The sequence below is a fragment of the Mycobacterium sp. SMC-18 genome (genome assembly GCF_045310895.1).
Classification (GTDB): domain Bacteria; phylum Actinomycetota; class Actinomycetes; order Mycobacteriales; family Mycobacteriaceae; genus Mycobacterium.
The window spans coordinates 1-14,503 of the sequence record NZ_JBJIAL010000043.1 but is presented as its reverse complement, the minus strand read 5'-3'; the positions used below and the strand labels follow the sequence as shown (position 1 = coordinate 14,503).

15 protein-coding genes are annotated in these 14,503 nt (G+C 66.1%); 7 read left to right on the top strand and 8 right to left on the bottom strand.

The window, feature by feature from the left end; translation table 11 throughout:
* Positions 1 to 141 precede the first annotated feature (141 nt).
* Positions 142 to 357 (top strand): hypothetical protein, encoded by a 216-nt coding sequence (locus tag ACJH6J_RS25415; protein ID WP_133425500.1) that lies wholly within the window; start codon positions 142 to 144, stop codon positions 355 to 357.
* A 47-nt stretch (positions 358 to 404) separates the two neighbouring features.
* On the top strand, positions 405 to 1,373 hold the full coding sequence (locus ACJH6J_RS25410) for a patatin-like phospholipase family protein (RefSeq protein ID WP_133425499.1): 969 nt from the start codon (positions 405 to 407) through the stop codon (positions 1,371 to 1,373).
* Here ACJH6J_RS25410 and ACJH6J_RS25405 read toward each other — a convergent pair.
* Together ACJH6J_RS25405 and ACJH6J_RS25400 are read right to left on the bottom strand one after the other, a co-directional pair.
* Positions 1,370 to 2,221, bottom strand: a complete 852-nt coding sequence (locus ACJH6J_RS25405) for a patatin-like phospholipase family protein (protein ID WP_406804715.1) — start codon at positions 2,219 to 2,221, stop codon at positions 1,370 to 1,372. The two genes, ACJH6J_RS25410 and ACJH6J_RS25405, sit on opposite strands and share 4 nt — an antisense overlap.
* 39 nt (positions 2,222 to 2,260) lie before the next feature.
* Complete coding sequence (locus ACJH6J_RS25400; RefSeq protein WP_135355230.1) at positions 2,261 to 2,746, bottom strand: SRPBCC family protein; 486 nt, start codon at positions 2,744 to 2,746, stop codon at positions 2,261 to 2,263.
* Between the two features lie 40 nt (positions 2,747 to 2,786).
* Between ACJH6J_RS25400 and ACJH6J_RS25395 the strand changes: the two genes are divergently transcribed.
* Positions 2,787 to 3,830: a zinc-binding dehydrogenase gene (locus ACJH6J_RS25395; protein WP_406804725.1), complete on the top strand. Its 1,044-nt coding sequence runs from the start codon at positions 2,787 to 2,789 to the stop codon at positions 3,828 to 3,830.
* A 62-nt stretch (positions 3,831 to 3,892) separates the two neighbouring features.
* Here the strand turns inward: ACJH6J_RS25395 and ACJH6J_RS25390 are convergent, their stop codons facing one another.
* Positions 3,893 to 4,942 (bottom strand): dihydrodipicolinate reductase, encoded by a 1,050-nt coding sequence (locus ACJH6J_RS25390; RefSeq protein WP_133425496.1) that lies wholly within the window; start codon positions 4,940 to 4,942, stop codon positions 3,893 to 3,895.
* Between the two features lie 139 nt (positions 4,943 to 5,081).
* Here ACJH6J_RS25390 and ACJH6J_RS25385 point away from each other — a divergent pair, with 139 nt between their 5' ends.
* Positions 5,082 to 6,275, top strand: a complete 1,194-nt coding sequence (locus ACJH6J_RS25385) for a lipid-transfer protein (RefSeq protein ID WP_212812779.1) — start codon at positions 5,082 to 5,084, stop codon at positions 6,273 to 6,275.
* A 125-nt stretch (positions 6,276 to 6,400) separates the two neighbouring features.
* On the opposite strand, the gene ACJH6J_RS25380 is transcribed toward ACJH6J_RS25385, so the two are convergent.
* Positions 6,401 to 7,006: a TetR/AcrR family transcriptional regulator gene (locus ACJH6J_RS25380; protein ID WP_212812781.1), complete on the bottom strand. Its 606-nt coding sequence runs from the start codon at positions 7,004 to 7,006 to the stop codon at positions 6,401 to 6,403.
* 62 nt (positions 7,007 to 7,068) lie between these two features.
* On the opposite strand from ACJH6J_RS25380, the gene ACJH6J_RS25375 reads away from it, so the two are divergent.
* Complete coding sequence (locus tag ACJH6J_RS25375; RefSeq protein ID WP_133425492.1) at positions 7,069 to 7,899, top strand: alpha/beta fold hydrolase; 831 nt, start codon at positions 7,069 to 7,071, stop codon at positions 7,897 to 7,899.
* 10 nt (positions 7,900 to 7,909) lie between these two features.
* On the opposite strand, the gene ACJH6J_RS25370 is transcribed toward ACJH6J_RS25375, so the two are convergent.
* Positions 7,910 to 9,538, bottom strand: a complete 1,629-nt coding sequence (locus ACJH6J_RS25370) for a fatty acid--CoA ligase (protein WP_212812783.1) — start codon at positions 9,536 to 9,538, stop codon at positions 7,910 to 7,912.
* Between the two features lie 100 nt (positions 9,539 to 9,638).
* Here ACJH6J_RS25370 and ACJH6J_RS25365 point away from each other — a divergent pair, with 100 nt between their 5' ends.
* Entirely contained in the window at positions 9,639 to 9,956 is a 318-nt protein-coding gene (locus ACJH6J_RS25365) for a hypothetical protein (protein WP_166427956.1), read from the top strand.
* Positions 9,957 to 10,012: 56 nt separating this feature from the next.
* Here ACJH6J_RS25365 and ACJH6J_RS25360 read toward each other — a convergent pair whose 3' ends face one another.
* From ACJH6J_RS25360 to ACJH6J_RS25350, 3 genes are all read right to left on the bottom strand, one after another.
* Complete coding sequence (locus ACJH6J_RS25360; protein ID WP_244872650.1) at positions 10,013 to 11,047, bottom strand: YncE family protein; 1,035 nt, start codon at positions 11,045 to 11,047, stop codon at positions 10,013 to 10,015.
* A 474-nt stretch (positions 11,048 to 11,521) separates the two neighbouring features.
* A complete protein-coding gene (locus ACJH6J_RS25355) occupies positions 11,522 to 12,871 on the bottom strand; it encodes a cation:dicarboxylate symporter family transporter (protein WP_212812784.1) in 1,350 nt (449 codons plus the stop codon).
* A 196-nt stretch (positions 12,872 to 13,067) separates the two neighbouring features.
* Positions 13,068 to 13,826: a hypothetical protein gene (locus ACJH6J_RS25350; protein WP_406804714.1), complete on the bottom strand. Its 759-nt coding sequence runs from the start codon at positions 13,824 to 13,826 to the stop codon at positions 13,068 to 13,070.
* Positions 13,827 to 14,193: 367 nt separating this feature from the next.
* Here ACJH6J_RS25350 and ACJH6J_RS25345 point away from each other — a divergent pair, with 367 nt between their 5' ends.
* Positions 14,194 to 14,484 carry a hypothetical protein gene (locus ACJH6J_RS25345; RefSeq protein ID WP_406804713.1) on the top strand — a complete coding sequence of 97 codons (291 nt, stop codon included), beginning with the start codon at positions 14,194 to 14,196 and terminating at the stop codon, positions 14,482 to 14,484.
* The last annotated feature ends 19 nt before the right edge of the window (positions 14,485 to 14,503 follow it).

Here is a 14,503-nt window from a genome sequence, read left to right as displayed (position 1 = left end):
TGCCCGCCGACCAGGCAAAACGTCGCGAAAGCAATGAGATCAGCTAACGAATACGACGAATTTCCCAACTACTGGTCAGTAATTGTGCTTTGACTCACACAATGGTGCACACTATGGGGTGTCTCACTCATTGTCGAAGGGATGAGCTCAATGGTTGCTCCTCAGCACGTACCGGTCGCTCGGGCCCACAGTGGCGCGGTCAACGGGCGCCGGGTGCTCTTCATGGGCATCCTCCTGCTGCTCATCGCGGTCGCCGCGGTCAGCGGCATCCTCTTCGCCATGAGCAGCGGACAGCCGCAGGTGGCCCTCATCATCGGGCTCGTCTCGGCGGCGTTCTTCTCACGCATCCGCTGCTGACGCGGCCTCGTCTCGCCGCCGCCTGATCCGCACGCCAAAATAGGGCCATGCGGGTCGCACTGGTCCTTGGCAGCGGTGGCGCCCGGGGTTACGCACACATCGGCGTCATCGACGCGCTCCGCGAGCGCGGCTTCGATGTCGTCGGCATCTCCGGTTCATCCATGGGCGCACTCGTCGGTGCACTGCAGGCCGCCGACAAACTCGACGAATTCTCCTCCTGGGCCAGTGCTCTCACGCAGAGCGCGGTGCTTCGCCTGCTCGATCCATCCCTCACCGCCGCCGGTGTGCTTCGCGCCGAGAAAATCCTGGCCGCCGTACGCGAGATCATCGGCCCGCGGACCATCGAGAGCCTGCCGATCCCCTACACCGCCGTCTCGACCGACCTGATCGCCGGAAAATCGGTCTGGCTGCAGCGCGGCCCGATCGACGCGGCCATCCGCGCCTCCATCGCCATCCCCGGCGTCATCGCGCCCTATCTGCTCGACGGCCGGCTCCTGGCCGACGGCGGCATCCTCGACCCTCTGCCCATGGCACCGCTCGCCGCCGTCAACGCCGACCTGACCATCGCGGTCAGCCTCAACGCCAGCGACCCCAATCCCGCCCCGGAATCCCCGCGCCCCACCGCCGAGCTGTTGAACCGCATGCGGCGCAGCACGACGTCACTGATCGACCGGGCCGCGGCGAGCACCCTGCTCGACGGCCCCACCGCACGATCGGTCCTGAGCCGCTTCAGCAACGCGGTCGACGGCATCGACGCCGTCCCCGAGTCCGAGGTCGAGACCGAGGAAGACACGCACGTGCCGCGGCTCGGCGGATTCGAGGTCATGAACCGCACCATCGAAATCTCGCAGGCCGCGTTGATGCGACACACCCTGGCGGCCTATCCGCCCGACCTGTTGATCGAGGTGCCGCGCACGGTGTGCCGCAGCCTCGAGTTCTACCGAGCCTCCGAGGTCATCGAGATCGGGCACGAATTGGCTTGCGCCGCACTCGATTCTCTCGACCACGCCGACTAGGACAGGAACGCGGCGACCTCTGCCGCGACCTTTCTGCCCTGCACCCGGCCGGCCTGCGCCGACGGGATACGACAGGCCGGATCGAGCGGGTCGACGCCGAAGGCGGCGAGGGACTCAGCGTCGGCGAAGATGCCGCAGGCCCGGCCCGCAAAGCTCCTGACGTCCGCGCCGGGGCCCGCCCCGAACGGCGACGGCGAGTCCGACGGAGCCGGAACCAGCACGACGGCGGCATCACAATCCCTGACCGCGATCATGTTGACGCTGCTGCCCATGCCGCCGTCCATGTAGCGGCGGCCACCGATGGTCACCACCGGCCAAGCGGCCGGCACCGCGCAGCTGGCCTCGACGGCGTCGACAAGGGACACCCCGGATTCGCGGGTGAACACCACCAACTCGCCGGTGTCGATGTCGACGCCGGTGATGCGCAGGTCATGGTCGGGCCACTCGTGCGACGGCAACCGGCGTTCGATGACGTTGCGGCGCACGGCCGGACTGACGGTGTCGGCGGCCGCCGCCGCCTTGCCCAGGCGCTGCAACTGCTCGGCCCGGCTGCCGTGGTCCGCCGACATCGCGTCGATGAACGTGGTCAGGACGGCCTCGATGTCGATGCCCGGGCTGATCTCTGCCGATTCGGCGGCGACCTGGCGCTCGAACAACTCTCCGATGCTCAGGGCGCTGCCCAGCTGCGCACCGACCGCCGAACCCGCCGACGTGCCCAACACCACATCGGAATTCCGCACCGCCGCGGCGATCTCGGGGGCCTCGTCGGCGATGCCCTGCAGGATGCCGGTCTCCCACGCGATGCCGGCGATGCCGCCACCAGCCAGAACGAGTGCACGCTTAGTCATTAGTTCATCTAACCGGATTCGGCGTGCGCCGTGGGACCGTCATCCCACCAGGAGGTCAGAAAGATGCTCCAGCGACCGGCCGGCGTAGCCCTTCCACAGCTTGCCGAACACCGGCAGCAGCGGAGCGGTCAGCGAGCTGCGCGGGTGCAGGGTCCACCGCCAGGTGATCTTGGTGCGGCGGCTCTGCCCAGCGGAGACATCCTGGAACAGCCACATCCCTTGCACGCCGCCCACCAGCGGCGCCAGCGGGCCGTTGATGTCGGACAGCGTGTAGCCGAACGAGTGCGGCTCGTCGTACGAGGTCAGGGTCTCGGCCATGCTGCCGCCACCGGTCAGCAGGATGGTGCGGGTCTGCCCCACCGCATCCCAGATGCCGGTCTGGTTCCGCACGGCCTTGATCGGCGGGATCGGCCCGTACCAGCGACAGAACAGCTCATTGAGCGGGATCGGTGCGGTGCCGCTGAACGCGTCGGCCACCGCGACGGGGACTATTCGTGATTGCTCGACCACCAATGCCTGCGCCATGATGGCGATCGTAACCATCGATGCTGACCACTGGAGTGCCATGACCTCGACGATGCGGGCCCAACGGTTCTACGCCGACACCAAAAAGGTTGTGGTGGAAGATGTTCCGATTCCGGAGCCGGGCCCGGGCGAGGTGCTGGTCAAGGTCGCCTACTGCGGCATCTGCCACTCCGACCTCAGCCTGATCAACGGCACGTTCCCGTCGCAGCTCCCGGTGGTGACGCAGGGCCACGAAACGTCGGGCACCATCGCCAAGCTGGGACCGGGCGTCACCGGCTGGGCCGAGGGCGACCGCGTCGTCGTCGCCGCCGGCAAGCCGTGCATGGACTGCGTGAACTGTCTTCGCGGCGACATGTCGAACTGTCTGCGAATCCGGCTCATGGCGTTCGCGTACGACGGGGGTTGGGCCGAATACACCGTCGCGCAGGCCTTCGGCCTGACGCGGGTGCCCGACAACGTGCCGCTCGAGCAGGCGGCGATCCTGGCCGACGCGGTGTCGACGCCGTTCGGCGCCGTCGTGCGGACGGGCCAGGTGGGTATCGGTGAATCCGTCGGCGTGTGGGGCGTCGGCGGGCTCGGCACGCACATCGCGCAGCTGGCACGGTTGGTCGGGGCAGCCCCGATCGTCGCGGTCGACGTCAACCCGGCAGTACTGGAGCGCGCGCTGGAGGTCGGCGCCGACTACGCGTTTGACGCCCGCGACCCGGAGTTGTTGGCCCAGATCGGTGCGGCCACCGGCGGCCGGATGCTCGACGTCGCGTTCGACGCGGTCGGCAAGGGGTCGACGTTCGACCAGGCGCTGGCGGCGCTGACCGTGGGCGGACGGTTCGTCGGCGTCGGGATGAGCGCCGATGCCCCGTCGATCGGCCCGACGTCGTTCTTCAACCTGACCAAGAAGCAGGTGCGCGGGCACCTGGGCTACCAGAACGCCGACATCGGCACGCTGGCCACGCTGGTGTCCCGCGGCCGTCTGGACCTCACCCGGTCGATCAGCGAGATCGTCCCGCTCGAGGACGTCGCCGAAGGCATCGCGAAACTCGATCGGGCCGAAGGCAATCCGATCCGGATACTCGTGCAACCCTGATTACCGCGAGCGGCCGTGTTTGTACGCCGACACGCTGCCGCAGGCGTGCAAAAACGTCGCGCTCACCTCAGCCGAGGTGCCGCTTTCGCACTGAAGAGCGGCAGGTCCAGATAGGTGGCGATGCCCGGTTCCGCGGCACACACCGCCGGCACGGAGTTGACGCAGTGGGCGGCGGTGCCGACGACGCCGGGTTCGGGGCCGTCCTCTCCGACCAGTCCCTGAAAGCCCTTGATCGACACGGTGAAGTCCGGATTTCCCTTGACCTCCATCTCATAGCGTTGACCTTCGGGGCCGAAATCCCATGCCGGGTCGAGGTTTTCCTCACCCATGAACCAGTTGACGGTGACGCGCACGACAACCTCGTCGCCGACGACCGCCTCCCAGTGGAACTTGCGGGCGGCCACCTGGCCGGGCTGGATGGGCCCCAGCGGTGAGTCGATCGGCGCGGTCGCCACCGCAACCTCTTGGCGCGCAACGATCTTCGGATCGGCATTGAAGCCGAACTCGTCGACGCACATCCGCACGGCCTGGATGAAGCCACTGTCGAGCAGCTTCTGCATCGGACCGGTCAGCGCCTTGTCCGGGGTCTCACCGAACCCCATGACGTGCCGCAGCACGTCGGGCGCCTCATAGGTGCGCAGATCCGAAAATTCCTCGGCCCGAACGAAAGTCACGCCAGTGGACATCACCGAGAACAGCAGCGGGAACTTCTCACTGATGCCGCCGGGTGCGATGCCGGTGCCGTGCAGCGTGGCCCCACCTGCCAGCGCGGCTTCCCGCATCGGCGCGCCCTGCTTCTCGCTCGGATACACCCACCCGACGGGCGTCACCACGTTCTTGCCGGACCGCAGCAGGGCCGCCACCTCGTCGGGGTTGGCCATCAGCGGGGCGTAGATGACGGCGTCGGCCTCGAGCGCCAGGATGTCGTCGATGTTGTTGGTCGCAGTGACACCCAGCGGCTCGGCGCCGATGATCTCGCCAACATCCTTGCCGTTCTTGGCTTCCGAATGCACCCAACAACCGACCAGTTCCAGGTCCGGGTGTTCCAGCACGCCCTTGATCGCGGCGACGCCGACTCCGCCGGTTGCCCACTGCACGACCCGCAACGCCATGAAACCTCCCGAGCACCGCCCGAACTAGAACACGTTCTAGGTTGTATACCACCGGCCCGGCGCCGGAGACCAGACCTTTGGGGTCTTGACTAAAACCGCCGGGCGTGACTGAACTACAGGTAGTAACGAAAGGAAACCCATGGCCAAGAATCGCGTGTTCGTCGTCGGTGTCGGCATGACCAAATTCGAGAAGCCCGGCAGCCGCGAGGGCTGGGACTACCCGCAGATGGCCAACGAGTCCGGCAACAAGGCCCTGGCCGACGCCGGCATCTCGTATGACCAGGTGGAGCAGGGTTACGTCGGCTACTGCTCCGGCGACTCGACCTCGGGCCAGCGCGCCCTGTACGAGCTGGGCATGACAGGCATCCCGATCGTCAACGTCAACAACAACTGTTCGACGGGTTCGACGGCGCTTTACCTTGCCGCACAGGCGATCCGCGGCGGCCTCGCCGACTGCACCATCGCGCTGGGCTTCGAGAAGATGCAGCCGGGTTCGCTTCAGGCAGGTGCGCAGGACCGCGAATCGCCGCTGGGGCGGCACGTCAAGGCCCTGGCCGAGATCGACGAGTTCGCCTTCCCCGTGGCGCCGTGGATGTTCGGCGCGGCCGGCCGTGAGCACATGAAGAAATATGGAAGCACTGCAGAACATTTTGCAAAAATCGGCTACAAGAACCACAAGCATTCGGTCAACAACCCGTATGCGCAGTTCCAGGACGAGTACACGCTCGACGACATCCTGGCCGCCAAGATGATCTCCGACCCGCTGACCAAGCTGCAGTGCTCGCCCACCTCCGACGGGTCGGGCGCGGCGATTCTCGCCAGCGAGGCGTTCGTCGACAAGCACGGGCTGGCGTCGCAGGCCGTCGAGATCGTCGGCCAGGCCATGACCACCGACTTCGCCTCGACGTTCGACGGCAGCGCCGCCAACATCATCGGCTACGACATGAATGTCCAAGCCGCCCAGAAGGTTTACGACCAGGCGGGCCTGGGCCCCGAGGACTTCCAGGTCATCGAGCTGCACGACTGCTTCTCCGCCAACGAGCTGCTGTTGTACGAAGCCCTGGGCCTCTGCGGCGAGGGTGAGGCGCCGCGCCTGATCGACAACAACGACACCACGTACGGCGGCCGCTGGGTGGTCAACCCGTCGGGCGGCCTGATCTCCAAGGGTCACCCGCTGGGTGCGACGGGCCTGGCCCAGTGCTCCGAGCTGACGTGGCAGCTGCGCGGCACCGCCGACAAGCGTCAGGTCGACGGTGTCACCGCGGCCTTGCAGCACAACATCGGCCTCGGCGGCGCCGCCGTCGTGACGGCCTACCAGCGCGCCGAGCGCTAGTCACCTCCCCCGCGAGCTGGGGGTACCCCTTCTGCCGAGCCGGGGGTACCTCCAACTTGCGAGCAGACGTAAAACTGTCGTTTTCGCTTCGAAAACGACAGTTTTACGTCTGCTCGCCGAGCCAGCTAGCCGTCGAACATGGCATCGACGAGGCGGCGCAGTACCTGACGGGTCTCGCGGCGCGCCTTCTTCGGGTCGTCCGCGGTGGCGATGAGCATGGCCGCCTCGTCGAGGGCACCGATCAGCACATGCGCCAACGCCCGCACCGGCTGACGGGCCAGCTGGCCGGCCTTCATGGCCTCGCTGAGCAGCTGCTCCGTCATGCCCAGGCTGTAGCGCTGGGCGACGTCCCGGAAGCCCGCCCAACCCAGGACACTCGGGGCGTCGAGCAACACCAGCTGGCGCACCTCCGGGTCGCCGGAGACTTCCAGCCAGGCATCGACCGCGGCGCGAACGGCATCGGCCGGTGACGTCGCCCCCGATGCCGCCACCATCGCCCCCATCCGGGCCATCACGTCCTGTTCCACCACCTCCACCACAGCGAGGAAAAGCGCTGCCTTGTCGGCGAATTGGTGATACATCGCGCCCCGGGTCACGCCCGCGGTCGTCGCGATCTCCGGCGTGCCCACCTCGGCATAACCACGCTCGCCCCACAGTCGCCGCGCGGCAACGATCAACGCTTCGCGGGTAGCCGCGGAGCGCTCCTCCTGAGTACGCCTCTTGTTTTCCATACACCCTGTTGGTAAGTTGCGGACAGCCTGTTTGTAAATGAGTATCGAGCTAGGAGTCATCCATGTCGATCATCGAGATTAACGCCGGAACCATCCATTTCGAGGAATTCGGGCCAAAGGACGGCAGGCCCGTCGTCTTCGTGCACGGATACATGATGGGTGGCCAATTGTGGCGCGGGGTCGCCGCGCGCCTGGCCGAACGCGGCCTGCGGTGCATAGCCCCCACCTGGCCGCTCGGCGCGCATCCCGAAGCGCTGCGCCCAGGCGCCGACCGGAGCATCCACGGCGTCGCGCGCATCGTCGCCGACACCCTGGCCGCATTGGACCTCGACGACGTCGTCATCGTCGGCAACGACACCGGCGGTGTGGTCACGCAGCTGGTCGCCGTCCACCACCCGGAACGCATCGGCGCCATGGTGCTGACGAGTTGCGATGCGTTCGAACACTTCCCGCCACCGATCCTCGAGCCGCTGATCCTGGCGTCGCGTTCCAAGGCGCTGTTCCGGGCGGGCTCGCAGGTGTTCCGGGTCCCGTTGGTCCGCAGGCGCGCGTACGCCGGGCTGGCATACGCGGACTTCGACGCCCTGACCCGGGAGTGGGTACACAACACGCAGTCCAAACCGGCTGTCGCCGAGGATCTCCGCGTGTTCACCAGCTCCCTGCGCACCGAGGTCACCACCGGAGTCGCAGCGCGGCTGCACGAATTCGACAAGCCGGCGCTCATCGCCTGGTCGGCTGACGACGAGTTGTTCGAGATCGGCGACGGCGAGAAGCTGGCGCAGATCATCCCGAACGCCCGCCTCGAAATCATCGACGGCGCAAAGACATTCTCGATGCTCGACCGCCCGGACCGCCTCGCCGACCTGATGTCGACCGTCGCGGTGCGCGCCTAGCTCGCGAGAACTAGATGGTGACGACGTCGTAGGCGCCGTCGGCGTACCGGGCGCGGATGGTCTTCTTGTCGTACTTGCCGACGCTGGTGCGGGGCACCTGGTCGACGAACGTCCACCGCTCCGGCAGCCACCAGCGAACCACCTTGTCCGACAGGAACTCTCGAAGTTCATCAGGTGTCGCCGAAGCGCCCTCGTGCAGCACGACGGCGACCAGCGGGCGTTCCTGCCAGCGCTCGTCGGGCACCGCGACGACGGCGGCTTCCAGCACCGCGGGGTGCGCGATCAGGTGGTTCTCCAACTCGACCGACGAAATCCATTCACCACCGGACTTGATGACGTCCTTGGCCCGGTCGGTGAGGGTGACGAACCCGCAGTCGTCGATGCGCCCGACGTCGCCCGTGCGCAGCCAGCCGCTGTCGAACTTGCTCGAGTCATAGCCCAGGTAGTAGCTGCCGGTGATCCACGGTCCGCGAATCTCGATCTCCCCCACCGCTTCCCCGTCGTGAGGCAGCGGGGCGCCGGCGTCGTCGACGATCCGGATCTCGACACCGCACAACGCCCGCCCGGCGGTCGCCCGACTCTTCCAGTACTCATCCTCGGACGCGCCCGGGAATGGCTTGGCGGTCGTGGCCAGCGGCGAGGTTTCGGTCATCCCCCAGGCCTGGCGGATGTGGACGCCGTACCGCTCCTGGAAGATGCGCATCATCGACAACGGCACGGCCGAGCCGCCGCAGCCCACGATCCGCAACGACGAAATGTCGTGTCCCGGATTCTTTTCCAGGCAGTTCATCACGTCGTTCCAGATGGTCGGAACCGCGCCGGCGATGGTCGGGCGATGCGTCTCGATGAGGTCGATCAGCGATGCGCCATCGAGGAACCGGTCCGGCATCACCAGGTCGGCACCGGCCATCAGCGCGGCGTACGGCAGCCCCCAGGCGTTGGCGTGGAACATCGGCACGATAGGCAGCGTCACGTCCTCGCTGCCGACGTCCAGCGCATTGCTGGTGCACGTCGCCATGGCGTGCAGGAAGCTCGAACGGTGGCTGTAGACAACACCTTTCGGATTTCCGGTGGTGCCGCTCGTGTAACACATCGCGGCCGCGGACCGCTCATCGATCTCCGGCCAGTCGAAGTTGTCGGGCTGGGCGGCCAGCAGTTCGTCGTACCGCAGCACGGTCTTGCCGGCGCCCTCCAGCGGCGCCAAATCTCCTGCGCCGATGGCGATCACCGTGTGCACCGTCTTCATCTGCGGCAGCACCGGTGCCAATTGTGCGGTCAACGAGAGATCCGCGATGACGACGGAGTCCTCGGCCTCATTGGCGATGTAGGCGATCTGCTCCGGGGACAACCGGATGTTGAGGGTGTGCAGCACCGCGCCCATGGACGGAATGGCCAGGTAGGCCACCGTGTGTTCGGCGTTGTTCCACATGAACGTGGCCACCCGCTGGTCTCCGGTGATGCCGAGCCCGCGCAGCGCATTGGCCAGCTGCGCGGATTGCCGGCCGACTTCGCCATAGGTCATGGTGCGGTACTGGCCGCCGCCGAGCGCCGTGGTGACGGTTCGGCGATAATTCTGGCCAGTCGCGTGCCGCATGATCGTGGCGATGGTGAGCGGGGCGTCCTGCATCGTACTGAGCATCGTGAATTTCGCCTCTGGGTTGCTGCCGCTGGGATGTCGAGATGCTAGCCGACCCTGCGAGGTAGGAGGATGATTAGCGTTGGTACGACAGGAGAAAATCATGCGCAGGAATTGGACGCTCGCCGCGGCGACAGTCGGCGGGGTGGCCACGATGCTGGCGCCGGCCGGATTGGCCGCGGCCGAATCGGCGCAAGACACGATCAACCGGCTGCAATCCGAGGGCTATGTGGTGACGATCGACAAGCTCGGGACGGCGCCGGTGTCCGAGTGCACGGTGACCAGTGTGCGCAACCCGCAGCAGACGACGCAGTTGGTGCCGTGGGTCGGCCCCGGCCTGGGCCGCAACAGCAATTCCATCCTGCTGCCACAAACCAGCCGGACCATTTCGGTGTCGCTCGACTGCACGGGTACGCACTAGGTCCCCGGATGCCAAAACGCCCCCGCCGGCCGGCGGGGGCGTTTTCTTTGGACTGACTAGACGGTCGCGGGCTCCAGCGCGCGCACCTCGTTCATCGTGACGGACTTGGTCGCCATGAACTGCGAGTAGAGCAGCGGCTTGGGGGCCTCGACGGCGACCGCGGTGACGTCACCGACGACATCCGCCACGTACAGGCGCGAGCCGTCACGGCTGACGGTGACGCAGGACGGCTGGACATCGGCCGCGATGGTGTCGACCACCGCGTTGGTCTGGGTGCAGAACACCGAGACGCGATCGTAGTCGACGACGTAAGCGCGGGTGCCGTCGGCGCCGAGCACCAGCTGGGTCGGGGCGTCGCCGACGGGGAAGCGACCGGTCACGCGGCCGGCGGCCAGGTCGACTACGTGCACCTCACCGCGCGCGGTCAGGTCCGAGGTCAGCACGTAGGCGGTGTTGTCGGGGCCCAGCGCCAGGCTGCGGATCGGGGCACCGATGACGATGGTGTTCCGGATGCGCGCGGTCTCGGTGTCGACGACGACCAGCTGGCTGCCCATCTCGTCGGTGGTGGCGACGTACAGCCGGCGACCGGTGTGGTCGACCGCGAGGGCGTCGATGCTGATGGCGGCGCCGGTGGCGATCTCGATGGTGCCGACGCGGTCGGCGGTGATGTCGATGACGGCGACGTCGATGTAGGTGTCGCCGGCGCGGCCCGCGAACACGCGCTTGCCGTCGGGGCTGACGGCGAGGGCGCTCACGCCCGAGGCCAGCGGGTAGGCGGCCAGCTCGGCGCCGGTGGCGACGTCGATGACGGCGACGCCGTCGAACTCGGCACCGGACACGGCGACGTACGCCCGGTCAGCGGTGGCGACGACCGCGAACGGCTCACCGTCGACGGCGATGTCGCGGATGCTGCGGGTGCGCGGCTCGATCAGCGACACCATGTTGTCGGCGTAGCTGGTAGCGACCAACTGCCCCGCGCTCTCGGCGATGTCGGCGATGGTGCCGCGGCCAACCTGCGCGATGTCCATGGTTCCGCGCAGCGCCTGGGCGCCTGCCCGCTTCGCTTTTGCACGAGCGTTATTATTTGCCACGATCTTCGGTACCTCCGCCAGCGCGGCAACGCGCCGGTAGTCGATTGCCCGTCCGGGTGCGCCCGGATGAGCGCTGCTTTCAAGAAGTGTAGTGATCCCCACCGACATTCCGGACGGCTTCAGCGACGCCTCGTCACGAATTGATCAGAAGCTCTTAGGAGTTACTTATGTTGTGAATTGTTATGCACTTGTTACCAATGGCGATCGATGCTCCGACCTGCGTAAACAACGCCTGAATTCAAATTGAGCAAACATAGGTCCGCCTCATTCCTGAGGGTTTCCAAGCAGGGTTTCCCGGCATTCCCTGGCAAAGTGAGCGAAACATCACACCGCGACACGAACGCATAGAATCTCATCCGCCTCACCCGCACGATAGAACCCAGGTTCCACTTCTGTTCATCGAGATCGCAACAGCGTCGAGGCCCGCCTGAGCGGGCCTCGAGATTCGCTGTTATCGACGAATTCACATTTTGTTCATGATGTGAGGGCGGTCACACCCGCGTTGCCGGACGGGTGCTCGACACTCGAGTCGAGCATCGTCAGTTCGTCGAACGGATCGGCGCCGTGCAACACGGCCGCGGCCTTTGCCCGGTCGAGTGTCCCGGTCCACGATCCGATCAGCACCGTGGCGACGGCGTTACCCGAGAAGTTGGTGACGGCCCGCGCCTCCGACATGAACCGGTCGATGCCGACGATCAGCCCGACACCGTCCAGCAGGTCCGGCCGGTGGCTCTGCAGGCCGCCCGCCAGCGTCGCCAGACCCGCGCCCGTGACGCCGGCAGCACCCTTGGAGGCGACGATCATGAAGGCCAGCAGCGCCAACTGCTCCCCGATCGCCATCGGCCGCCCCATGGCGTCGGCGATGAACAGCGCCGCCATGGTCAGGTAGATCGCGGTCCCGTCGAGATTGAACGAGTAGCCGGTCGGCACCACGACGCCGACGGTGCTGCGATCCACGCCCAGGTGCTCCATCTTGGCGATCAGCCGAGGCAGCGCCGACTCCGACGACGAGGTCGAGAAGATCAGCAGGTACTCGCGGGCCAGGTAGCGGACCAGCCGGAAGATCGACATCCGGGTCACCGACCACAGCAGCACCCCGAGCACACCGAAGACGAAGACGACGCAGGTCACGTAGAACCCGAGCATCAGGGTCAGCAGCTGGGTGACGGCGCGCCACCCGGTCTGGCCCACGACGCCGGCCATGGCACCGAACGCGCCGATCGGCGCCAGCCACAGGATCATGATCAGCACGCGGAACACCAGCTTCTGCAGGTGCTGGACGCCCCGCAGGATGGGTTCGCCGGCCGTACCCATGGCCTGGACCGCGAAGCCGACGAGCAGGGCGATGAACAGGGCCTGCAACACGTTTCCGCTGGTCAGTGCCGACAGCAGGGTCTCCGGGATGATGTGCGAGACGAAGTCCATGAGACCGCCGGCCTCGTGCGCCTTCTGGGCCAGTTTCGCGCCCTGACCGGTCGCCTGTGCCGACAGGTGCAGGCCCGATCCCGGGCTCAGCAGGTTGCCGACGACCAGGCCGATCGCCAGCGCCACCGTCGACATGGCGAGGAAGTAGCCGAGCGAGAGGCCGCCGATCTTGCCGACCGTCGCGGCTTTGCGCACCGACCCGATGCCCAGCACGATCGTGCAGAAGATGACCGGGGTGATCATCATCTTGATCAGGTTGACGAACAGGGTGCCGAGGACCGCGATGTCCTTGCCCACCCCGGGTGCGATCAGGCCGACGGCCACACCGCCGACGACGGCGACGAGCACGGCGATGTACAGCCAATGGGTGCGGTCGCGACGGGGCGCTTGATCAGTCATGTCGGGCAGTCCTCCGGCCTCGTTGTCGAAAACTTCTGCAAGGATGTTTGTCCAGAACGTGAGGCACGTCACGCATATGTTCATTTTGTTCGCATATGCGGCGTACTAAAGCCGTGAAATCCCAAGTGGGCCAACACCGCAACCGCGCCAATATGTGTAACTGGCGCGCAGAGGTGGAACAGCGGAGCGGGTGGGCCTACTCGGCTCGGCGCTTCTCCCGAACGGCCAACTCGATGGCACTGCGGTCCAACTTGAAATGCTCGGTCGCTAGTTCGAGTTGCGCCCTTCTCCGCCCGTACATGGTCTTCCACGTTTCCGACAACACCGTTGTATCTGGGCGCCGACCAGTGTTGGAGATGGCCACATCTCTGATCTCGGGCAAGACTTCGTTGTTGATTCGGGCCATGTCGATGCTGATGGCTTCCATGTCTTTTTGCATCGGCGTTCCCTCAAGCAGGGTTCGCGCGGTGAAGAGCGGCGGCTCGACCACCTGAGTCCACCGGGTAAGGAAAGCCTGGAGACGGCCATAGATTTCGTCGCCAAGCGACTCGCCGGGCGGAGCCGCAGGGCTTCGTCCGGAGCGTGGCATCTCCGCATTGAAAAACGCCGGGAGCTCATCCAGATATTCACGGAACACCACAAAGTCCATGGACACCTGCATCAGGGCTGCCCAGACTTCGCCCAGCGCTTTCAGGCATTCACGACGGCGACCCAATTCGTAATCCACCTCGCGGGCGCGCTGACTGCGCGCAGACTCGCGCAATGCGACCGAGATAGCGCCCACCGTTGCCGTCCCGGCGAACCATCCGGAGAGCGGACCCCATTGGGACGCACCCCATTCTGCTCCTACGCCGTAGCCAGCCCAGAAAATCATGAAGACACCGACCGCAAGAACGGCGACGAGCGGCCAGCGATGACGAAGGTCGGTTGCCATGCTCTCCAGGAAGTTGCGCACGCGCCGAGGGTAATCGGCGGCCCTGCCAAATCTGAGGTGTTCGGCCCGACGCCATCGGCGTTGTGCGCAAGCAGTCCCCAGCCCTGGGGACAGTTTGTGGATGGCCTAGCGCGCCGGTTTGGTGCTTACCCAGAGCCAGATGGATCGCCTTGCCTCCTGGTGCATCTCGCGCACTGCCTAGCCGCGCCGACGGCACCGGCCTACACTTGCGGCAGGCGTCCCTGCAGTACCGAGGGCGATGTACATGGCGGGCCAATCGGGTCCTTCTCACGGAGCAGTCATTTCGGCTGCGGTTCCGGTTCATGGCGTGGTGCGCGAAGGCGAGTGCTTTCGCGTTGCTTTGTGATGCGCCATGAAAGGAAAGTCGATGAGTACAGAACAACAACCAGAGACGGCCAGCGGCGAGGCCTCACTAAGCCGGGCCGATGCCCAAGCACTAACCGCCAGTATCAGAACAAGCCTCAACCAGACCTGGGAACTCGTTGTGCAGGCTTGGAATGGTCGTGCCTACAAGGCACTTGGTTACGAGAGCTGGGATGTCTACTGCATCAAGGAATTCGGCTCGTGCCACTTGAAGTTGCCCCGCGAGGAACGTGCCGAGGAGGAATTGTCAATACCTGTGGATCGGCTTGTTTCAGGCGACCTCCGTTCCAGTTGATTCGGTCGGTGCCGAGTCC